Source organism: Streptomyces sp. NPDC059092, assembly GCF_042756365.1.
GTDB lineage: Bacteria > Actinomycetota > Actinomycetes > Streptomycetales > Streptomycetaceae > Streptomyces.
This window is the reverse complement of the sequence record NZ_JBHZEJ010000002.1, coordinates 147828-168852: the sequence shown is the minus strand read 5'-3', so window position 1 is coordinate 168852 and position 21025 is coordinate 147828. Positions and strand designations below refer to the sequence as shown.

Genomic DNA, 21025 nt, shown 5'->3' with positions numbered 1-21025 from the left:
CCGGTACCAGGGAGCTGTTTTCCATGAGCGCCGAGTCTTCAGATCTCCGAGGCTCCTCGGATTCCCCCGGTTCTCCCGGCCCATTCACGTACTGGCGGCTGCGCTTCCGGGCCTGGCGCGGTACCCGGCCCTTCTGGGCGGGGCTGTTCACACTGCTCAGCGGATTCCCGATCGCGTACTTCCCCTACGCGGAAGTGAAGATCGGGGGACTCACCCTCGCGATGGCGACCACGGCCGGCGCCGGGTCGCTGATCATCGGCGTCCTGCTGGTCACGCTCGGCCTGACGATGTGGTTCCACTCGATCGTCAGGGTGTTCGCGGGCGTCGCCACGATCCTGCTGGCGCTGGTGTCGATCCCGGTCTCCAACCTCGGCGGCTTCCTCATCGGCTTCCTGCTCGCCCTGATCGGCGGCGCGCTCTCGATCTCCTGGATGCCCGGCGTACCGGCCGCACCCGGCCCCGAGGGCCGCACACCGCACGAGGCTCCGGGGCCCGACGGCGCCGGTGACCGCCTCCCCTTCCCCGGTTCACGGGACGGGGAGGACCCGAACGTGACGGATACGAAGGCCCACGCCAACGGCGGGAGGAACAGTGCGGGGTGACGACGCACAGCGCAGCGCGGCGGGTGGCGATGGCCCCAGGGTGAGAAAAGGGCCGCGGCACGCGGCCCCGAAGAAGTCCCTTCTGACGAAGCTCCAGATACCCGCCGGCAAGGCGATGGCGCTGGCGGCGATGCCGACGGCGGTCTTCGTGGGGATGGGGCTCACGCCGCGCCTCGCGATGGCCGCGGGCGGCGACGACATACCCTTCGCGCCCGGCCCGTGCGTGACCCGCTCGGACGAGCCGTCCGCGTCGGCCTCGGAGTCGCCGTCACCCTCGGCGTCCGCGACGAAGCCGGGTACGGGTACGGAGACGGAGGAGCCCGGCACGTCCCCGTCGCCCTCGGCCTCGGAGACCACGCGGCCCGAGCCGTCGGAGTCAGGCTCCGACTCGGGGTCAGGACCCGACTCGGGGTCAGGACCCGACTCGGGGTCAGGCTCCGGCTCCGGCTCCGGGGCGGACGACGCGCAGAAGCCCGTCGACCCGGACCCCACCTCCACCGAAACCTCCGGCCCGACCCCCACCCCCACGAAGTCCACGAACCCGCTGGACCCGCTGGGGCTGGGTGACGCGCTGGACGACCTCCTCGGCGTACCGGGCAAGGACGCGACGAGCAGTCCCGCGCCGGGCTCCAGCGCCTCCGCCACGGAGAAGCGGGACGAGGCGAAAAAGGACAAGGCGAAAAAGGACGAGGCGGGGAAGGACGAGGCGGGGAAGGGCGACGGGAAGCCGTCCGCCGGCGAGGACACCTCGGACGGCGACAAGGGGGCCGAGGACGACCCGGCCGCCGAGAAGGCCAAGGAGGCGATCGAGGAAGCGGCCCGGAAGGCCGGCGCCGAGGTCGAGGAACTCGACGACGACGCCAAGGGGCTCAAGACCCGCGAGGACGACGACATTCCGGCGGGCGCGCGGGGCAAGGAACCGTACCCCTGCCCGACGGCCGACCCCGACGCCCTCGCCGCGGCCACGGAGGAGCAGGGCCTTCCGCTGCTCCCCGACGACCCCTGGACCCTGCACAGTTCGCTGCTGACGCTGAACGGCCTCGACTACAAGGGCATCGTCGAGGTACGGACCTACAGCGGCAAGGTCAAGAAGGTCCTCAAGTTCACGGCCTCGTCCCTGGACATCAGGGACCTGGACCAGACCGTCGTCTACCCCCAGGGCCGGACGGCCCATGTGGAGGCGCGCAAGGGCTCCACGTCCACGATCCGCGAAGGCGAGGTGACGATGTACACGGAGGAGCTGAAGGGCAACCTCTTCGGCCTGATCCCGATCACCTTCAGCCCGCAGACCCCGCCCCCGCTGAACATCCCCTTCGCCTTCTTCACGGACGTCAAGGTCGTCCAGGCGGGTCAGTTCGGCGGCACCCTGACCATCCCGGGCCTCCACAACTACATCACCGGCTGACCCCGGGCCTCTCGTGCGGATCCCGCCCGGCGCTCGCGCCTCGCGCCACGGCCCCGCCGGCAGAGCGCCGACGGGGCCACGGGAACAGCGGGTGGGTCAGGCGGAAGCGCCGCCCAGGTGGTGGACGCGGACCATGTTCGTCGTACCGGGGACGCCGGGAGGCGAGCCCGCGGTGATGATCATGGAGTCGCCCTCGCTGTAGCGCTGGAGCTTCAGCAGCTCCTCGTCCACCAGGTCGACCATCTCGTCCGTGCTGTGCACCCAGCGGACGATGAAGGACTCCACGCCCCAGCTCAGCGTGAGCTGGTTACGGGTCGACTCGTCCGTCGTGAACGCCAGGATCGGCTGCTCCGCGCGGTAGCGGGAGAGCCGGCGGGCCGTGTCGCCGGACTGGGTGAAGGCGATCAGCGCCTTGCCGCCCAGGAAGTCCGCGATCTCGCACGCCGCGCGGGCCACGGAACCGCCCTGTGTACGCGGCTTCTTGCCCGGGACCAGCGGCTGGAGGCCCTTGGAGAGCAACTCCTCCTCCGCCGCGACCACGATCTTCGACATCGTCTTGACGGTCTCGATCGGGTACGCGCCCACCGACGACTCGGCGGAGAGCATGACCGCGTCCGCGCCGTCCAGGATCGCGTTCGCGACGTCGGACGCCTCGGCGCGCGTCGGACGGGAGTTGGTGATCATCGACTCCATCATCTGGGTCGCCACGATCACCGGCTTGGCGTTGCGGCGGCACAGCTCGATGAGGCGCTTCTGCACCATCGGGACCTTTTCGAGCGGGTACTCGACGGCCAGGTCACCGCGGGCCACCATGACGCTGTCGAAGGCCGCGACGACGGCCTCCATGTTGGCGACCGCCTGGGGCTTCTCGACCTTGGCGATGACGGGGACCCGGCGGCCCTCCTCGTCCATGATCTTGTGGACGTCCAGCACGTCGTGCGCGTCGCGGACGAACGACAGCGCGACCATGTCGCACCCCATCCGCAGCCCGAAGCGCAGGTCGTCGATGTCCTTCTCGGAGAGGGCCGGGACGTTGACCGCCGCGCCGGGCAGGTTGATGCCCTTGTGGTCGGAGATCACACCGCCCTCGATGACGATGGACCTGACCTCGGGGCCCTCGATTTCGACGACCCGCAGCTCGACGTTGCCGTCGTTGATGAGGATCTGGTCGCCCTTGGAGACGTCGCCGGGCAGGCCCTTGTAGGTGGTGCCGCAGATCGACTTGTCGCCGGCGACGTCCTCGGTGGTGATGGTGAACTCGTCACCGCGCACCAGCTCGACCGGTCCCTCGGCGAAGGTCTCCAGGCGGATCTTGGGGCCCTGGAGGTCGACGAGCACGCCGACCGCGCGGCCGGTGTCCTCCGCGGCCTTGCGGACGCGGTGGTACCGCTCCTCGTGCTCCGGGTGGCTCCCGTGGCTCATGTTCAGACGGGCCACATTCATGCCGGCCTCGATGAGCGACTTCAACTGCTCGTACGAGTCGACGGCTGGGCCCAGGGTGCAGACGATTTTGGAACGGCGCATGAGGCGGATCCTATCGGTTTGTTTCGATGCGGAATATTCCGTCTGGTGGAAAGTACAAATGGGCGGGTGTGCGCTCAGGCGATAAGCGTTCGAGTCGGTTCACGTGGCGGACACCCGGTCGCCGTCCGCCTGCCCCACCAGGGCGAAGGTCCCCCGCGCGATCTCCAGCTCCTCGTCGGTCGGCACCACGGCCACCACCACCCGGGCACCGTCCGGAGAGATGACGCGCGGTTCGTCGGAACGTACGGTATTGCGCTCGGCGTCCACCGCCAGGCCCAGGTTCTCCAGGCCCGCCACCGCAGCTTCCCGTACCGCCGCCGCGTTTTCACCGACACCCGCCGTGAACACCACCGCGTCCACCCGGCCGAGTACCGCCGTGTACGCGCCGATGTACTTCTTCAACCGGTGGATGTAGACGTCGAAGGCGAGCCGCGCCCGCTCGTCGCCCTCTTCCACCCTGCGGCGGATCTCGCGCATGTCGTTGTCCCCGCAGAGACCGACCAGACCGCTCTTCTTGTTCAGAAGTTCATCGATCTCGTCCACGGACATGCCCGCCACCCGCTTGAGATGGAACGTGACCGCCGGATCGATGTCCCCGGAGCGCGTCCCCATCACCAGCCCCTCCAGCGGCGTCAGCCCCATCGACGTGTCCACGCAGCGGCCCCCCTCGACCGCCGACGCGGAGGCGCCGTTGCCGAGGTGCAGCACGATGACGTTGACCTCGGCCGGGTCCTTGCCCAGCAGCTCGGCCGTCCTGCGCGAGACGTACGCGTGCGACGTGCCGTGGAAGCCGTAGCGGCGGATACGGTGCGCGTCGGCCGTCGCCGTGTCGATCGCGTACCGCGCGGCGTACTCCGGCATCGTCGTGTGGAACGCGGTGTCGAAGACGGCGACCTGCGGCAGGTCGGGGCGGAGCCGCTGGGCGGTACGGATCCCGGTGAGGTTGGCCGGGTTGTGCAGCGGCGCGACCGGCACCAGCCGCTCGATCTCCTCCAGTACGCCGTCGTCCACGACCGTCGGCGCGCTGAACTTCAGCCCGCCGTGCACGACCCGGTGGCCGATCGCCGCCAGCTCGGGGGAGTCCAGGCCGAGCCCGTCCCGCGCCAGCTCCACCGCGACGGCCTCCAGCGCCTCGGCGTGGTCGGCGACCCTGTCCGTACGCTCGCGCTTCCCGCCGAGGCCGGACCCCAGCGGGGTGTGCACCAGGCGGGAGTTCTCCTCGCCGATGCGCTCGACCAGCCCGACGGCGAGCCGGGAGCCGTCCGCCATGTCCAGGAGCTGGTACTTCAAGGACGAGGAACCGGAGTTGAGGACGAGGACACGGGTGGCGCGGGGAGTCACTGGCTGCTGGCCTTCTGCTGGACGGGGAGGGGACGGGGAGTGCGGCGCGGTCATACGGGGGCGTCCTGCGCCTGTATCGCGGTGATGGCGACGGTGTTCACGATGTCCTGCACCAGCGCGCCGCGCGACAGGTCGTTGACCGGCTTGCGCAAGCCCTGGAGGACCGGGCCCACGGCCACGGCGCCCGCCGAGCGCTGCACGGCCTTGTAGGTGTTGTTGCCGGTGTTCAGGTCCGGGAAGATCAGCACGGTCGCCTGCCCGGCCACCTCCGAGTCCGGCAGCTTGGTCGCGGCGACGGACGGCTCGACCGCCGCGTCGTACTGGATCGGGCCCTCGATGCGCAGCTCGGGGCGGGCCTCGCGCACCAGCTTCGTCGCCTCGCGCACCTTGTCGACGTCCGCGCCCGAGCCGGACGTGCCCGTCGAGTACGAGAGCATCGCGATCCGCGGCTCGACCCCGAACCGGGCGGCGGTGACGGCGGACTGGACGGCGATGTCCGCGAGCTGCTCCGCGTTCGGGTCCGGGTTGACCGCGCAGTCCCCGTACACCAGCACCTTGTCGGCGAGGCACATGAAGAAGACCGACGAGACGATGGACGCCTCGGGCTTGGCCCTCCCGTCGCCCGCCGCCACCCTGTCCGACGCGCTCCGCGCGGAAGCCTTTGTTCTGATGATCTCGAAGGCCGGGCGGATCGTCGCGGCCGTCGAGTGGACCGAGCCCGAGACCATGCCGTCCGCGAGGCCCTGCTCGACCATGAGCGTGCCGAAGTAGTTCGGGTCGGCCACCACGTCGTACGCCAGCTCCACGGTGACGCCCTTGTGTGCGCGCAGCTCCGCGTACCGCTCCGCGAAGTCCTGCCGAAGCTCGGAGACGGCCGGGTCGATGAGCTGGGTCGCCGACAGGTCGATGCCGAGGTCGGCGGCCTTCTTGCGCAGGACGTCGACGTCGCCGAGCAGCGTCAGGTCGCACACGTCGCGGCGCAGCAGGACATCGGCGGCGCGCAGCACCCGCTCCTCGGTGCCCTCGGGCAGCACGACACGGCGGCGCAGGGAGCGCGCCTGCTCCAGCAGATCGTGCTCGAACATCATCGGCGTGACATGGCCGCTGCGGGCCACCGACATCCGCGCCAGCAGATCGGCGGTGTCCACGTGGCGCTCGAAGAGGCCGAGCGCGGTCTCCGCCTTGCGGGGCGTCGCCGCGTTCAGCTTCCCCTCCATGCCGAAGAGTTCGGTGGCGGTGGGGAAGGAGCGGCCCGGTACGGAGACCACCGGGGTGCCGGGCGCGAGCCGGGCGGCCAGGGTGAGGACCGTGTCGTCGGGCCGCTCGTCGAGGGTGAGCAGGACGCCCGCGATGGGCGGGGTGCCGGCCGAGTGCGCGGCGAGCGCGCCGACCACCAGATCGGCCCGGTCGCCGGGGGTGACCACCATGCAGCCGGGGGTGAGGGCGCCCAGGAAGTTGGGCAGCATGGCGCCGCCGAAGACGAAGTCCAGCGCGTTCCGCGCCAGCCCCGAGTCGTCGCCGAGCAGCACGGTGCCGCCCAGCGCCTGGGTGATCTGGGCGACGGTCGGGGCGGCGAGCGCGGGCTCGTCGGGCAGGACGTGGCAGGGCACCGGGAGCTGCGCGGCCAGGCCCTCGGCGATGGCCGCCCGGTCCTCGGCGGCGACCCGGTTGACGACCACGGTCAGTACGTCGCAGCCGAGCACCTCGTAGGCGCGGTGCGCGTTGCGCGCCTCGGCGCGTACGGACTCGGCGCTCTGGCCCTTGCCGCCGACGACGCCGATCACGGAGGCGCCGAACTCGTTGGCCAGCCGCGCGTTGAGCGACAGTTCGTCGGGGAGCTGGGTGGCCGCGAAGTCCGTGCCCAGGACGAGGACGACCTCGTACCCCCGCGCCACCCCGTGGAACCGCTCCACCAGCCGCGAGACCAGCTCGTCGGTGCCCCGCTCGGCCTGGAGCGCGGCGGCCTCGTGGTAGTCGAGGCCGTAGACGGAGGACGGGTCCTGCGACAGCCGGTAGCGGGCCCGCAGCAGGTCGAAGAGGCGGTCGGGGCCGTCGTGGACCAGCGGCCGGAAGACCCCCACCCGGTCCACCTGGCGGGTCAGGAGCTCCATGACTCCCAGCTCGACGACCTGGCGGCCGTCCCCGCGATCGATCCCGGTCACGTACACGCTGCGCGTCACGCGTGCTCTCCCGTTCCTGCTCATGGTCCGCCCCGCGGCGCGCCGGTCGGGGGATCGTCCCCGTGGCCCGCGGGATGCGTCCCGGTCCGTGTGGAACCACCGGGGGAGTTCGCGCCCCCGGTGCCTGGCGCATGAATGGCGCGATCCCGTTGGGGTGGCCATGTCCTCTTGACAATACCTCCGGGGGTCGTTAAAGCACCCGGGCAAGTCCCGGGGCATACGGTGGTTCCGCGGCGGGAAAAGCCCAGGTAGGAGCGTTTCTGCCGACCACTGGAGGGGCGTGGAGCGGCTACCCCGGCACCCCCGTACGAAACGAACAGTGACGCGGTCAACAAGGCGGATGGCCGGTACGTGGCCCCGATCACCCGTGGGAGGATCGGAGGTGCAGGAGGATGCGCTCGAAGGCGCGCGCGACGGCGCGTACGAAGAGGGCGCGTACGAAGAGGCGCGTACGGACAGATGCGTACGAAGAAGCGCGTACGAAGAGGTGCGTGCACCAGGCGGGCCCGACGCGGCATGCGGCACGACGAGCGAGCAGGAGACACAGCACGATGCGTATCGGAGTTCTCACGGCAGGCGGCGACTGCCCCGGCCTGAACGCGGTGATCCGTTCGGTCGTGCACCGCGCCATGACCGGCCACGGCGACGAGGTCATCGGTTTCGAGGACGGCTTCAAGGGGCTGCTCGACGGCCACTACCGCCCCCTCGACCTCAACGAGGTCAGCGGCATCCTCGCGCGCGGCGGCACGATCCTCGGCTCGGCCCGGCTGGAGCGCGGACGGCTGCGCGAGGCCGCCGAGAACTGCGCCGAGCTGGCCCGTCAGTACGGCATAGACGCCCTCATCCCGATCGGCGGCGAGGGCACGCTGACCGCGGCCCGGCTGCTCTCCGACGCGGGGATGCCGGTCGTCGGCGTACCGAAGACCATCGACAACGACATCCACTCCACGGACCGCACCTTCGGCTTCGACACCGCCGTCACGGTCGCCACGGAGGCCATCGACCGCCTCAAGACCACCGCCGAGTCCCACCAGCGGGTGATGGTCGTCGAGGTCATGGGGCGCCACGCGGGGTGGATCGCGCTGGAGTCCGGGATGGCGGGCGGCGCGCACGGGATCTGTCTGCCGGAGCGGCCCTTCGAGGTCGACAGCCTGGTGAAGATGGTCGAGGCGCGCTTCTCGCGGGGCAAGAAGTTCGCGGTGATCTGCGTCGCGGAGGGCGCGCACCCCGCCGAAGGCTCCATGGAGTACGGCAAGGGCGAGATCGACCAGTTCGGGCACGAGCGGTTCCGCGGTATCGGCAATGTCCTCGCGTCGGAGCTGGAGCGCCGGCTGGGCAAGGAGGCCAGGCCGGTCATCCTGGGCCACGTCCAGCGCGGCGGCACCCCGACGGCGTACGACCGGGTGCTCGCGACGCGGTTCGGCTGGCACGCGGTGGAGGCGGCGCACCGCGGCGAGTTCGGCCGGATGACGGCGCTGCGCGGCACGGCGATCGAGATGGTGCCGCTGGCGGAGGCGGTCACGCAGCTCAAGACCGTGCCGGAGGACCGGATGTTCGAGGCGGAGTCGGTCTTCTGACCGGTCTTCCGGTCCTGCGGCGGGGAGGCTTCAGCCTTTCACCGCGCCGCCGAGGGTGAAGCCGCCGCCGAGCTTGCGCGAGATCAGGACGTAGAGCGCCAGCACCGGCACCGAGTAGAGGACGGAGAAGGCCGCGAGCTGCCCGTAGATCACCGAGCCGTAGTTGCCGAAGAAGGTGAAGATCGATACGGACGCGGGCAGTTGCTCCGGGGTGAGCAGCAGCATGAACGGGACGAAGAAGTTCCCCCAGAGCTGGATGAACGTGTAGATCGTCACCACGGTCAGCCCCTGGCCCATCAGCGGCAGCACCACCCGGGTCAGCGTCTGGAGGTTCGACGCCCCGTCCGTCCACGCGGCCTCCTCCAGGACGACCGGGACACCGTCCATGAAGTTCTTCATCAGCCAGATGGAGAAAGGAAGTTGGGAGGTGGCCAGGAAGAGCGCGGTGCCGTGCAGGGTGTCGATCAGATCGACCTGCACGAAGAGCCCGTACACCGGCACCATGATCGCGGTGATCGGCAGACACGTCGTGAACAGGATCGTCAGCAGGTACGGGCGGTTGAAGCGCGAGCGGTAGCGGGAGAGCGGATACGCCGCGAGCGCCGCGCAGACCACCGTCAGCAGGGTCGCGCTCCCGCACAGCAGCACACTGTTGACCATGGGTGTGAAGGTGATCTCGTCGGTGAGGACCGCGTCGAAGTTCTCCGCCGTGGGCGCGGCCGGGACCCGTACGCGCAGGTCGGCCTCCGTGTCCACGGACGCCAGGACCAGCCAGACGAGGGGGAGCGCGAAGGCCGCCGCCGTCAGCAACAGGGCAGCGTCGGCGGCCAGCCGGCGGCGCGTACGGAGCGAGGGCGCGCGTCCCGTCCGCGGCGCGCGTCCCGTCCGGCGCACGGGCGGTACTCCGGTACCGCGCGCGGGCGGTACCCCCGTACGTGCCGCCGGCGCACCTTCCGTACGCCCCGCACGACCGGCCCGTAGCCGCATCACACCTCCACCTTCATCAGCCTCAGATAGACCACCGAGAAGAGCGCCCCGACCAGCAGCAGGAGCAGCGCGACCGCCGTGCCGTAGCCGATCAGGCTCTTCAGGAACGCCTGGTCGTACATGAACACCGGCAGGGTCTGGCTGCGGTTGCCCGGGCCGCCGCGGGTCATCGCCCAGATCAGCCCGAAGACGGAGAGCGTGGAGAGGGTGTTGAGCATCAGGTTGGTGCCGATGGAGCGGCGGATCATCGGCAGCGTGATGTGCCACAGCCGCCGCACCCCGCTCGCGCCGTCGACCTGCGCCGCCTCCGTCACGTCCTGCGGGATCTCGGCGAGCGCCGCCGAGTAGATCAGCATCGAGAACGCCGTGCCGCGCCAGACGTTGGCGAACGACACCGCCAGGATGGGCAGGGTGAACAGCCAGTTCTGGGCGGGGAGATGGAGCGCGTCCAGAATCGCGTTCAGGGTGCCCTCGCGGCGGAAGAAGGCGTAGAGCAGAAACGCGGCGACGATCTCGGGCAGCACCCACGCCGCGATCACCAGCGCGCCGGTGAGGGTACGGACCGGGCGCGACGCGGCGCGCATCAGCCCCGCGAGCGCCAGCCCCAGGGTGTTCTGGCCGAGGACGGCCGAGACGATCGTGAAGACGAGTGTGAGCCACACGGCGTTGCGGAACGCGTCGTCCGCGAAGGCCCGGCGGAAGTTCGCGAGTCCGACGAAGTCCGAGGACGCCGAGCCCGTCAACTGAGTGTCGGTGAAGGCGATCCAGGCGCAGTAGCCGATCGGACCGGCGAGGAAGAGCAGCAGGAGGGTGGTGGCCGGGGCGAGCGGCAGCCACCGCCACACCCCTCCCCGCCGCCGTTCCCTGCGGAGGACCGCGGGCGCCCGACCGACGGCCCCGTCCGGTGCCCGGTCACCGGCCCGGAGCCCCGCCGTACTCACTCGCCGGTCACCGCGCTGCCGCCGGTCGTCACCGCACCGTCGACGATGGTCCGCAGCTGCTCGTCGTACGCCTTCGCCGCCTCGGCGGGGGAGGCGTCGCCCGTCGTCACCGTCTCCATCGCCTCGCCGATCGCCGTCGACACCTGCGGATAGACCGGCAGCGCGGGCCGGTAGTGGGTGAACTCCACCAGCCCGGTGAAGAACCGGATGCCGGGCATGGACCTCAGATAGCGCGGGTCGGCCGCCACGTCCTCGCGTACGGCGATCTGCGCGGCGGCGACGTCCCACGCGACCGCGTTCCGCGCCGTCTGCAAGGTCTTGACGAACTCCCAGGCCAGATCAGGGTTGCCGGACTTCCGCGGGATCGCCCACGTCCAGCCGCCCGACATCGACACCGAGCCCGGCGCCTGCCCGTGCTGGGTGGGCATCGGGGTCTGCGCCAGCTCCCGCGACCACGCGGGCCACCCCTTCGGCCCTCCGTTGATCCAGTTCTGGCCCATCCAGGAGCCGTCCAGGGAGATCGCCAGCTTCCCCTCCGGGAGGAGTTCCGTGGCGACCCGCGTCGTGATGTTCGGGTCCAGCGCGTCCGAGACGTCCGGGCCCAGCTTCTCCGCGTACACCGTGCGGACGAAGCCCAGCGCGTCCCGGAACCCCTGGCCGCCCGCCACCCACTTCTTCGCGGCCGGGTCGTAGAGCGGGTCCGCGCCCGTCCCGTACAGCAGCATCTCGAAGCCCTGCATCACCGCCGCCTCGCCGGGGCCCTTGCCCGTGTAGACGTTCAGCGGGACGACCCCGGGGACCTTCTCCTTGACCGTACGGGCCGCGTCCAGGACCTCCGCCCAGTTCTTCGGCGCCCAGTCGGCGGGCAGCCCGGCCCGCGCGAAGATCTTCTTGTTGAACCAGAGCCCGCGGGTGTCGGTGCCGTCCGGGATGCCGTAGGTCCTGCCGTCCTCGGCCTTGGCCGCCGCCTTCGCCGTGTCGACGAACCGGTCCCAGTCGTCCCACTTCGCCACGTAGTCGTCCAGCGGACGCAGATACCCCGCCTTGATGTCGGCGTTGATCAGGAAGGTGTCCTCGTAGACCAGGTCCGGGGCGGTCTTCGCGGAGCGCATCATCTGCTGCGCCTTGGTCGCGTAATCGTTGTCCGGCGCCTGGATCGGGATCAGTTCGACCTTCTTGCCCGGGTGGGCCTTCTCGAACTGCCGCTTCACCGAATCCAGATGCCGGTCCTTGAAGCGGATCTTGTTGTCGGTGGAGCGGTTGTACACGACCTTCACGGTGTCCGGATCGCTGCCGGAACCGCCGCCGCACGCGGTGAGCGAACCGGCCGCGAGGACGGTGGCGAGGGCAGAGGCGAGGATGAGCGGGGCGGTGGGGCGCACGGGCACGACCTCCTCATGAGCCACGGGGGCTGCCCGGCGACCGTAGGACCGGCCCAATCGCAAGGTCAATCCCCGTGCAGGGGCCAGTAGTTGGCTCCCCCCGGCGCGACCCCGGCGCGGCCCGCCGCGCCGCCCACCCCGACGCCTGCTCCGACGCCCGCTCCGGCCCCCCGTGCGGAGCTGTCCCGGACGCGCGCTCAGCGGGACGCGGACAGCCAGCGGTACTGGAGCTCGGGCCGCCCCACCTGTCCGTACTGCGGACTGCGCACCGCCCGCCCATTGGTCACCAGGTGTTCCAGATAGCGGCGCGCCGTGATCCGCGAGATGCCCACCTCGGTGCCCAGCTCACTGGCGGTCAGCCCGGTCGTGGACGCCCGGAGCGTACGGGTCACCGCCTCCAGCGTCGGCGCGCTCAGCCCTTTCGGCAGCGAGGAAGGCTGCGGCGCCCGCAGCGCGCCCAGCGCCCGGTCCACCTCCTCCTGGCCGCTGGCCTCGCCCGCCGCCGCACGGAACTCGGCGTACCGGGCGAGCCGGTCGCGCAGCGTCGCGAACGTGAAGGGCTTCAGGACGTACTGGACGACCCCGAGGGAGACGCCCTCCCGCACCACCGTGAGATCGCGCGCCGAGGTGACCGCGATGACGTCCGCGTGGTGCCCTGCGGCGCGCAGGCTGCGCAGCAACTGGAGACCGTGCCCGTCGGGGAGGTACAGGTCGAGCAGGATCAGATCGATCTCCGTACGGTCCAGCAGCCGCCCCGCCTCGGCGCGCGAGTGGGCGACGCCCGCGACCGTGAAGCCGGGCACGCGGCCCACGTAGAGCTGGTGCGCGTCGGCCGCGACCGGGTCGTCCTCGACGACCAGCACCCGGATCGCCGGTCCTGCCGGGCCCGTGGGGGGCAGCGCGGTCACCGGTCCACCTCCGTGGTGGTGGCGGGCGCCTGGGAGGAGGCGGGATCCGCCTTCGACGTCTCCGAGCCGTCCGGCCGCGGGCCCAGCGGCAGCCGTACGGTGAACTCCGCGCCGCCCTCCGCGCCCCGCGTCAGCTCCACCGTCCCCCGCGCGCGGTGCACCGCCTGCCGTACGAGGCCGAGCCCGAGCCCGCGCCCGGGACCCCGGGTGGACCAGCCGCGCCGGAACACCTCGTCCCGGTCGTCCGGATCGACCCCCGCCCCGGTGTCCCGTACCCCGAGCAGCAGCTCGTCACCGTCGACCAGCGCCGTCACGGTCACCCGCGCGCCCTCGCCGCCCTGCGCCGCGTCCACCGCGTTGTCGATCAGATTGCCCAGGATGGTCACCAGGTCACGGGCCGGCAGCGTCGGCGGCAGCACCCCGTCGTCGATCCGGCTGTCGTCGGCGAGCACCAGCTCCACACCGCGCTCGTTCGCCTGCGCCGCCTTGCCCAGCAGCAGCGCGGCGAGCACCGGCTCGGCGACCGCCCCGACGACCTTGTCCGTCAGCTCCTGGGCCAGCTCCAGCTCCGCCGTGGCGAACTCCACCGCCTGCTCCACCCGCCCCAGCTCGATCAGCGACACCACCGTGTGCAGCCGGTTGGCCGCCTCGTGCGCCTGGGAGCGCAGCGCCTGCGTGAAACCGCGCTCCGAGTCCAACTCACCGGACAGCGCCTGGAGTTCCGTATGGTCGCGCAAGGTGATCACCGTACCGCGCTGCTCCCCGCCGACCACCGGGCGCGTATTGACCACCACGATGCGGTCGGCGGTCATGTGCACCTCGTCCACGCGCGGCTCCGAGGCGAGCAGCGCGCCCGTCAGTGGCGAGGGCAGCCCCAGCTCCGTGACGGGGCGGCCCACGGCGGACTCGTCCAGGCCCAGCAGCTCCCGCCCGCCGTCGTTCATCAGCGCGATCCTGCGCCCGCCGTCCAGCATCAGCAGCCCCTCGCGTACCGCGTGCAACGCGGCCTGGTGGTAGTCGTGCATCGCGCTCAGCTCCGCCGCGTTCATCCCGTGGGTGTGCCGGCGCAGCCGAGCGTTGATCACGTACGTACCGAGCCCGCCGAGCGCCAGCGCCGCGCCCGCCGCCAGCGTCAACACCCTGACCTGCTGCGTCACCTCGCTGGAGATCCGCTGCACGGTGATCCCGACGCTGACCAGACCGGTGATCCTGCCGCCGTCCCGTACCGGCACCACCGCGCGTATGGAGGGGCCGAGCGTGCCCGTATAGGTCTCCGTGAACGTCTTGCCGTGCAGCGCGGGCGCCGTACGGCCCAGGAAGCGCTGGCCGATCTGCCCGGGGTCGGGGTGCGTCCAGCGGATGCCCCGGGGGTTCATGATCGTGATGAAGTCGATGCCGGTGTCGTGCCGGACCCGCTCCGCGTACGGCTGGAGCGCGGCGGTCGGATCCGGCGTCCGGATGGCCTCCCGTACCGAAGGCGAGTCGGCCAGCGCGTGCGCGGTGGCCAGAACCTGCTTGCGTGCGGTCTCGTCCGCGTGGGTACGGCTGGTCACGTAGGCGAAGACCGAGCACCCCACGACGACGGCCGCTACCAGGACGACCTGCATCGCGAAGAGCTGCGCGGCGAGACTGCGGGGGCGGGGCAGATGCATGAAACAAGAATGCCTGGCCTGATTCATATGAACGAAATGAACGTAAGGGTGACCGGCGTCACACGGTGGTGGATAGTCACCGGGACCCCCTGGACAGGGACGGGGGAAGCGCAGGGACGAGTCAAGGAGGACCCGTGGCCGCAGCAAAGCGGGACCGTACCCACTTTCTGTACATAGCGGTGATCGCAGCCGTACTGCTCGGCATCACGGTGGGCTTCGCGGCTCCCGGGGTGGCCGTGGAGCTGAAGCCGCTCGGTACCGGCTTCGTCAACCTCATCAAGATGATGATCTCGCCGGTCATCTTCTGCACCATCGTGCTCGGCGTCGGATCGGTCAGGAAGGCCGCCAAGGTCGGCGCGGTCGGCGGCCTCGCCCTCGGCTACTTCATGGTGATGTCGACCGTCGCCCTGGCCATCGGCCTGGTCGTCGGCAACATCCTGCAGCCCGGTTCGGGTCTCCACATCACGGAGGCCACCAAGGGCGCGGGCGCGGCCCAGGCCGAAGGTGCCAGCGAGTCCACCGCGGACTTCCTGCTCAGCATCATCCCGAAGACGATGGTCTCGTCCTTCACCGAGGGCTCGGTCCTCCAGACCCTGCTGATCGCCCTGCTCGCGGGCTTCGCGATCCAGGCGATGGGCAAGTCGGGCGAGCCGATCCTGCGCGGGGTCGGGCACATCCAGCGCCTGGTCTTCCGCATCCTCGCGATGATCATGTGGGCCGCTCCGGTCGGCGCCTTCGGCGCCATCGCCGCCGTGGTCGGCGAGACCGGCGTCGACGCGCTGAAGTCGCTCGCGATGATCATGATCGGTTTCTACGTCACCTGCGCGCTCTTCGTCTTCCTGATCCTCGGCGCACTGCTGCGCCTGGTCGCCGGGATGAACATCTTCTCGCTGCTGAAGTACCTGGGCCGCGAGTTCCTGCTGATCCTCTCCACCTCCTCCTCCGAGTCGGCGCTGCCGCGTCTCATCGCGAAGATGGAGCACCTGGGCGTCAGCAAGCCGGTCGTCGGCATCACCGTGCCGACCGGCTACTCCTTCAACCTCGACGGCACCGCCATCTACCTGACGATGTCCTCGCTCTTCATCGCCGAGTCCATGGGCGACCCGCTGTCGATCGGGGAGCAGATCTCGCTGCTGCTCTTCATGATCATCGCGTCGAAGGGCGCGGCGGGTGTCACCGGAGCGGGTCTGGCGACCCTGGCCGGCGGACTCCAGTCGCACCGCCCCGAGCTGGTCGACGGCGTCGGCCTCATCGTCGGCATCGACCGCTTCATGAGCGAGGCGCGCGCGATGACGAACTTCGCGGGCAACGCGGTCGCCACCGTACTGATCGGTACGTGGACGAAGGAGATCGACCAGGCCCAGGTCGCGGAGGTCCTGGCGGGCAAGCGGCCGTTCGACGAGAAGACGCTCGTGGACGACGGGCACGGCGGCGGTCACGGTGACGCGGACGGCGACGGCGACGGTACGGCCGGGGACGCCGCGTCCAAGGCGTCGGCACCGGCCCCGCGCGACGGCGAGAAGGCGGGCGTCTGACCCCCGTCCGGTAGGGCCGCGAGGCCCTGACGGCGACCGGGCCTCGCGGCCCGGTCGCCGACGTGAGAGACCCCGGCCGGGGCACCCCCCACTCACCATCGACCCCGGCCCCGCGAAAGACCGGCCCGTACGGAGACGCCTTCCGTACGGGCCGGTCCGCTGTGTTCCGGCGCTCAGCGGGGTGCGGGCAGGGCGGCGCCGAGCGCCCAGGCCACATGGCCGTCGGGGCGTACGAGCGCCGTGCGGACGCCGGACCAGCCGGGGTGGGCGGAGACGAGGCGGGCGCGGTACGGGATGGTGCCGGACGGCAGGGCGGGCGCGCCCTCACCATCGGCGGGTCCTGCTCCGGCCCCCGGTCCTGCTCCGGCGCCCGATTCGGGTTCGGCCCCCGGTCCTGCTCCGGTGAGGTCGAGCAGGACGTGCCGCCCCTCGCGCAGCAGCGTGAAGAGGCCGGCCGCCCCGTCGGCGCCCGTACGGTCCAGGTCGAGTGCCAGATCGGGGGCGCGGCGCCCGGCCAGCGGGTGTGCGGCTCCGCCCGGCGCGGGCGGATAGGCCACGGCCAGCCCGGACAGCCGCTCGGCGAGATCCTTCGAGAAGGCCGGTACGGACGCGATCCGCCCCCCGATGAACGCGCGCAGCGCCTGCCCCTCGGCCGAGAACGCCGTCATCAGCGCGGTCTGCGCCCGTGTGCTCTCCAGCAGCTCGGCCCCGACCGGGTGCCGCTCGTCGTGGTAGCTGTCCAGCAGGCCCGCGGACGCCGTGCCCCGCACGGTCGCGGCCAGCTTCCACCCCAGGTTGGTGGCGTCCTGAAGGCCCACGTTGAGCCCCACCCCGCCGGCCGGGAAGTGCATGTGCGCTGCGTCGCCCGCGAGCAGCACCCGCCCCGCCCGGTAGCGCGCGGCCTGCCGGGTCGCGTTGCCGAACCGGGAGAGCCAGACCGGGTCGCGCATACCGAAGTCCCGCCCGATGATCCCCGTGACCGTGGCGCGCAGCTCCTCCAGCGTGGGATCACCGGCCGGCGCGGTCCCGATGCCCTCCGGGGCGACCCCGACGAAGCGGTGCACCCCGCCGGGGAGCCGCACGGCGAGCAGCCCGCCCCGGGGCCCCGACACGCTGAGGCCCACGTCCGCGGGCGGGTCGTCCAGCACCACGTCGCCGAGCCAGCCCCAGACGTTGGCGTCGCTGCCGGGGAAGTCGATGCCCGCGGCGCCGCGCACCGCACTGCGGGTGCCGTCGCAGCCGACGACGTACGACGCCTCCAGCGCGTAGGGACCGTCGGGCCCCGTCACCCGCACGGTCACCCGGTCCGCGTCCGCCTCCTGGGCGAGCCCCGTCACCTGGTGGCCGCGCAGGATCCGCGCCCCGGCGGCGCGTGCGTGCGCCTCCAGCAGCTCCTCCGTACGGGCCTGGGGGATGGCCAGGGTGAACGGGAACGGTGTCTCCAGCGCCGAGAAGTCCATCAGCTCCGGCAGCCCGCCGAAGTGCCCGCGCGGGATCCGTACCCCTTCCGAGAGGAAGGGCTCCGCGGCCCCGCGGAAGGCCAGGTTCTCGATGGTGCGCGGATGGACGGTGAGCGCCCTGGAGTGCGGGCCCCTGACCTCCCGCGCCTCCAGCACGGTGACGGACACGCCGCCGAGCCGCAGCTCCGCCGCCAGCCACAGCCCGACCGGGCCGCCACCGACGACGATCACCTCTTCCTCGGTCCCTGCACGGTTCCCCATGGTTCCCCTCGCTTCCTGGTCACTGACCAATAGCCTCATGACGAGTAGACTAGGTCAGTGACCAAAAAGCAACCGGGCGATCCCCACCGGACCCGGCTCGACCCCGCCGCCGTGGCGGACGCCGCACTGGAACTGCTCGCGGAGAAGGGCGCCGACGCGGTCTCGGTGCGCGCGGTCGCCGACCGGCTGGGCGTCCGCATGAACACCGTGCTCTGGCATGTGAAGACCAAGGCCGGACTGCTGGAGCTGATGGCGGACGCGATCGTCGCGGGAATGTCCCTGGAGGGGCTGCCGGAGGCCGGTGAGGACCGGGTGCGCGAGCTGACCGTCCGCTACCGCCGCGCGCTGCTCGCGCACCGCGACGGAGCCGCCGTCGTGGCGGGCACGTACGCGGCGGAGCCCGCGACGCTGCGCAGCGCCGAGGCGATGGTCGCGGCGCTGCGCGCGAGCGGGCTCCCGGAGCGCGAGGCGGTCTGGGCCTGCTTCACCCTCGTCTACTACGTGCTCGGGCTGACGCAGGAGGAGCAGGCGGCCCCGGACGGGATCCCCGCCCGCCTCGCCCGGTCGCTGGCGAGCGGGGAGTACCCCGAGCTGAGCCGGAGCGCGCCGCACCTGACGGAGACGACCTTCGACGAGCGCTTCGCCTACGGGCTGGAGCTGATCCTGCGCTCACTGATGGCCGGGCGGCGGGACGGGGGATAGCCCCGCGCCCCGCGCCCGCCGGCCCGCGCCCGCCGGCCCATGCCCCACGCCCGCCGGCCGGTCGGCTACCAGGCCACCGGCAGCGTGTGCGGGAAGCGCCGGATGGTCTCCGTGTCCCACGTCAGGTCCTCGGCCCGCGCCGCCAGCCGCAGCTCGGGGAAGCGCGCCAGCAGCCCCGTGAACGTCGCCTCCAGCTCCACCATCGCCAGCGGGGCCGCGATACAGCGGTGGCCGCCCCAGCCGAACGTCATGTGCGGGGTCGCCGGGCGGTCCGGATCGATCACGTCCGGCTCCGCGAACCGCTTCGGGTCGCGGTTGGCCGTCAGATACGCGACCTGGACGTAGTCGCCCGCCTTGATCGTCACCCCGCCCAGCTCCACGTCCTCCAGCGCGATGCGCGGCAGGCCGACGCCCTTGCGGAACGGGATGTAGCGGAGCAGTTCGTCCAGCAGCCGGGACAGACTCTCCGCGCCGCCGCGCGCCCGCTCCATCAGCTCGGGGCGGGTGAGCAGCAGGAAAGCGATGTTGCTGATCTCGCACGTCGCCGTGTCGTGGCCGCTCAGCATCAGGGTCACCGACATGACCGCCAGATCCTGGTCGTCGAGGACGTCCTCCCCGTCCTTCGCGGCGGCCAGGGCGCTGATCAGATCGTCCCCCGGGACGCGCCGCCGCTCCCTGACCAGATCGCTGAAGTACGCGCGCAGCTCCCGCTTGGCGGTGGCGGCGTCCTGCCCCTTCTCCGGAGCCGTCGACAGCAGGCTGTGGGCGTGACGCTGCATGGCCGGCCGGTCGGCGGGCGCGATCCCGAGCAGCGAGCAGATGGTCTGCTGCGGAAGCTCGTCCGACAGGTGGCGCACCAGATCGGCGGGCGACCCCTGCGCGGCCATGGTGTCGAGCAACCGGTCCACGACGCCCTCGACCGCGGGCCGCATCCGGTCCACGTGGCTCTTCGTGAACGCCTGGGAGGCCAGCCGGCGCAGCCGGGTGGAGCGGGGCGGGTCCAGCACGTTGAGCGATTCGGCGAAGACCATCGGCTCCGGGGTCATCCGGGGATAGTCGCGCCCCACCACACCGGCCCGGCTGAGCCGCTGATCCATCGTCACCTGCCGTACCTCGTCGAAGTCGGTGACGAGCCAGGCCTCGTCGTCGCCGTACGGCAGCCGGATCCGGGTGACGGGCCCCCGGCTCATCAGCTCCGCGAGCGAGGGATCGAACTCCAGGCCCTCGCTGAAGTCGAACGGGCAGGTCGGGGTCGTACCGGTCGTACCGGTCTCGGTCATCACGTACTCCAGCACGGGCGTGTCGGTGTTCCGGGCGGGTTCGCGGAACGGGGGATACGTACCTCCGCCCTGCCGGGGATATGCCTGCTATGAGGTAAATGACGAGGATCTGCCGTTCTCGTATTTTTGCGCTATCGGCAAGTATGTTTGCCGGATTGTCGGGTGTGGGTGGAGCATCTCCGGTGAACGGGGGTAGTGCACATGACTGAGGCGCAGAACAGGGACGAGGCGCAGAACATGACCGAGCCACAAGGACAGACGGAACGGACCGGGCGGGCACGACGGTACGAGGTCGTGGTCATCGGGGGAGGAGCCGCGGGACTGAGCGGCGCCCTGACCCTGGCAAGGGCGCGCCGCTCGGTGCTGGTGATCGACTCGGGGCGCCCGCGCAACGCGCCCGCGTCCCACATCCACAACTACCTGGGGCGGGAGGGAACGGACCCGGCGCGGCTGCTGGCCCTGGGCCGGGAGGAGGCCACGGCGTACGGGGCCGGGATCCTGGACGGCGAGGTGGCCACGGCGGAACGCCTCCCGGCCCCGGACCCGGAGTCCCCGGCCACGCTGTCCCCCACGGGAGGCTTCCGTGTCGTCCTCACCGACGGCACCGAGGTCGAGGCCGACCGGCTGCTGGTGACCACCGGCCTGGTGGACGAGCTGCCCCCGGTCCCCGGGCTGGCCGAGCGCTGGGGGCGCGACGTCCTGCACTGCCCGTACTGCCACGGCTGGGAGGTCCGCGACCAGCCGGTCGGCATCCTGGCCACCGGCCCGCTCGCCGTCCACCAGGCGCTGATGTGGCGGCAGTGGAGCGACGACGTGACCCTCTTCCAGCACACCAGGCCCCAGCTCGCCGACGAGGAGTACGAGCGCCTCGCGGCCCGGGGCGTCGCCGTGGTCGAGGGTGAGGTGACCGGCCTGGTGGTGACCGACGACCAGCTCACCGGCGTGACCCTGGCCGGCGGCCGGGTGATCCCCCGCACCGCCCTGGTGACCGGGCCGCGCTTCACCGCACGCGCGGGCTTCCTCAAGGGGCTCGGCCTGGAGGTGACCGACCAGGAGATGGCCGGAGAGGTCATCGGCGCCACCGTGCCGTCCGACCCGTCCGGCGCGACCTCGGTCCCCGGGGTGTGGGTGGCCGGCAACGTCACCCAGATGGCGGAGACCGTCATCGGGGCCGCCGCGGCGGCCGTACGCGCGGCGTCGGCGCTCAACGCCGACCTGATCGCCGAGGAGACGGACCGCGCGGTCGCGGAGCGCAGGGCCCTGGCCCCCAGCGCGTGACGGCCCGTCC

General features: G+C 71.6%; 16 protein-coding genes. 6 read left to right on the top strand and 10 right to left on the bottom strand.

Annotated features, from left to right (window positions below; all coding sequences use genetic code 11):
- Positions 1 to 23 precede the first annotated feature (23 nt).
- Complete coding sequence (locus ACFXPL_RS02195) at positions 24 to 602, top strand: DUF6114 domain-containing protein (RefSeq protein WP_384911014.1); 579 nt, start codon at positions 24 to 26, stop codon at positions 600 to 602.
- Complete coding sequence (locus ACFXPL_RS02190; protein WP_384911011.1) at positions 592 to 2007, top strand: hypothetical protein; 1416 nt, start codon at positions 592 to 594, stop codon at positions 2005 to 2007. The genes ACFXPL_RS02195 and ACFXPL_RS02190 overlap by 11 nt, the downstream gene beginning before the upstream one ends.
- 96 nt (positions 2008 to 2103) lie before the next feature.
- Here ACFXPL_RS02190 and pyk read toward each other — a convergent pair whose 3' ends face one another.
- The 3 genes from pyk to pta form a co-directional block, all read right to left on the bottom strand.
- Positions 2104 to 3531, bottom strand: a complete 1428-nt coding sequence (gene pyk / locus ACFXPL_RS02185; protein ID WP_384911008.1) for a pyruvate kinase — start codon at positions 3529 to 3531, stop codon at positions 2104 to 2106.
- 99 nt (positions 3532 to 3630) lie between these two features.
- Positions 3631 to 4872 carry an acetate kinase gene (locus ACFXPL_RS02180; protein ID WP_384911005.1) on the bottom strand — a complete coding sequence of 414 codons (1242 nt, stop codon included), beginning with the start codon at positions 4870 to 4872 and terminating at the stop codon, positions 3631 to 3633.
- 50 nt (positions 4873 to 4922) lie between these two features.
- A complete protein-coding gene (gene pta, locus ACFXPL_RS02175; RefSeq protein ID WP_384911002.1) occupies positions 4923 to 7052 on the bottom strand; it encodes a phosphate acetyltransferase in 2130 nt (709 codons plus the stop codon).
- A 551-nt stretch (positions 7053 to 7603) separates the two neighbouring features.
- Here pta and ACFXPL_RS02170 point away from each other — a divergent pair.
- Entirely contained in the window at positions 7604 to 8629 is a 1026-nt protein-coding gene (locus ACFXPL_RS02170) for an ATP-dependent 6-phosphofructokinase (protein WP_384910999.1), read from the top strand.
- A gap of 30 nt (positions 8630 to 8659) precedes the next feature.
- On the opposite strand, the gene ACFXPL_RS02165 is transcribed toward ACFXPL_RS02170, so the two are convergent.
- The 5 genes from ACFXPL_RS02165 to ACFXPL_RS02145 form a co-directional block, all read right to left on the bottom strand.
- Positions 8660 to 9523 (bottom strand): carbohydrate ABC transporter permease, encoded by an 864-nt coding sequence (locus ACFXPL_RS02165; RefSeq protein ID WP_384910996.1) that lies wholly within the window; start codon positions 9521 to 9523, stop codon positions 8660 to 8662.
- Positions 9524 to 9615: 92 nt separating this feature from the next.
- On the bottom strand, positions 9616 to 10557 hold the full coding sequence (locus ACFXPL_RS02160) for a carbohydrate ABC transporter permease (RefSeq protein ID WP_384910993.1): 942 nt from the start codon (positions 10555 to 10557) through the stop codon (positions 9616 to 9618).
- Positions 10554 to 11939: an ABC transporter substrate-binding protein gene (locus tag ACFXPL_RS02155; protein WP_384910991.1), complete on the bottom strand. Its 1386-nt coding sequence runs from the start codon at positions 11937 to 11939 to the stop codon at positions 10554 to 10556. Before ACFXPL_RS02155 ends, ACFXPL_RS02160 begins: the two co-directional genes overlap by 4 nt.
- 197 nt (positions 11940 to 12136) lie before the next feature.
- Positions 12137 to 12847, bottom strand: a complete 711-nt coding sequence (locus ACFXPL_RS02150) for a response regulator (protein ID WP_384910988.1) — start codon at positions 12845 to 12847, stop codon at positions 12137 to 12139.
- Complete coding sequence (locus ACFXPL_RS02145) at positions 12844 to 14499, bottom strand: ATP-binding protein (protein ID WP_384910985.1); 1656 nt, start codon at positions 14497 to 14499, stop codon at positions 12844 to 12846. The genes ACFXPL_RS02150 and ACFXPL_RS02145 overlap by 4 nt, the downstream gene beginning before the upstream one ends.
- A 134-nt stretch (positions 14500 to 14633) precedes the next feature.
- Between ACFXPL_RS02145 and ACFXPL_RS02140 the strand changes: the two genes are divergently transcribed.
- Positions 14634 to 16034, top strand: a complete 1401-nt coding sequence (locus ACFXPL_RS02140; RefSeq protein WP_384910982.1) for a cation:dicarboxylate symporter family transporter — start codon at positions 14634 to 14636, stop codon at positions 16032 to 16034.
- A gap of 173 nt (positions 16035 to 16207) precedes the next feature.
- Here the strand turns inward: ACFXPL_RS02140 and ACFXPL_RS02135 are convergent, their stop codons facing one another.
- Positions 16208 to 17755, bottom strand: coding sequence for an FAD-dependent monooxygenase (locus tag ACFXPL_RS02135; RefSeq protein ID WP_384910980.1), 1548 nt, complete (start codon positions 17753 to 17755; stop codon positions 16208 to 16210).
- Between the two features lie 57 nt (positions 17756 to 17812).
- On the opposite strand from ACFXPL_RS02135, the gene ACFXPL_RS02130 reads away from it, so the two are divergent.
- On the top strand, positions 17813 to 18457 hold the full coding sequence (locus ACFXPL_RS02130; RefSeq protein ID WP_384910977.1) for a TetR/AcrR family transcriptional regulator C-terminal domain-containing protein: 645 nt from the start codon (positions 17813 to 17815) through the stop codon (positions 18455 to 18457).
- A 65-nt stretch (positions 18458 to 18522) separates the two neighbouring features.
- Here the strand turns inward: ACFXPL_RS02130 and ACFXPL_RS02125 are convergent, their stop codons facing one another.
- On the bottom strand, positions 18523 to 19737 hold the full coding sequence (locus ACFXPL_RS02125; protein WP_384910974.1) for a cytochrome P450: 1215 nt from the start codon (positions 19735 to 19737) through the stop codon (positions 18523 to 18525).
- Between the two features lie 237 nt (positions 19738 to 19974).
- On the opposite strand from ACFXPL_RS02125, the gene ACFXPL_RS02120 reads away from it, so the two are divergent.
- Entirely contained in the window at positions 19975 to 21015 is a 1041-nt protein-coding gene (locus ACFXPL_RS02120) for an NAD(P)/FAD-dependent oxidoreductase (protein WP_384911253.1), read from the top strand.
- The last annotated feature ends 10 nt before the right edge of the window (positions 21016 to 21025 follow it).

Excerpts from the sequence above, each read along its gene's own strand:
- ACFXPL_RS02195 (WP_384911014.1), top strand. The coding sequence starts at position 24 with ATGAGCGCCGAGTCTTCAGATCTCCGAGGCTCCTCGGATTCCCCCGGT.
- ACFXPL_RS02135 (WP_384910980.1), bottom strand. The coding sequence starts at position 17,755 with ATGGGGAACCGTGCAGGGACCGAGGAAGAGGTGATCGTCGTCGGTGGC.
- ACFXPL_RS02120 (WP_384911253.1), top strand. The coding sequence starts at position 19,975 with ATGACCGAGCCACAAGGACAGACGGAACGGACCGGGCGGGCACGACGG.
- pyk (WP_384911008.1), bottom strand. The coding sequence starts at position 3,531 with ATGCGCCGTTCCAAAATCGTCTGCACCCTGGGCCCAGCCGTCGACTCG.
- ACFXPL_RS02145 (WP_384910985.1), bottom strand. The coding sequence starts at position 14,499 with ATGCATCTGCCCCGCCCCCGCAGTCTCGCCGCGCAGCTCTTCGCGATG.
- ACFXPL_RS02125 (WP_384910974.1), bottom strand. The coding sequence starts at position 19,737 with ATGACCGAGACCGGTACGACCGGTACGACCCCGACCTGCCCGTTCGAC.
- ACFXPL_RS02170 (WP_384910999.1), top strand. The coding sequence starts at position 7,604 with ATGCGTATCGGAGTTCTCACGGCAGGCGGCGACTGCCCCGGCCTGAAC.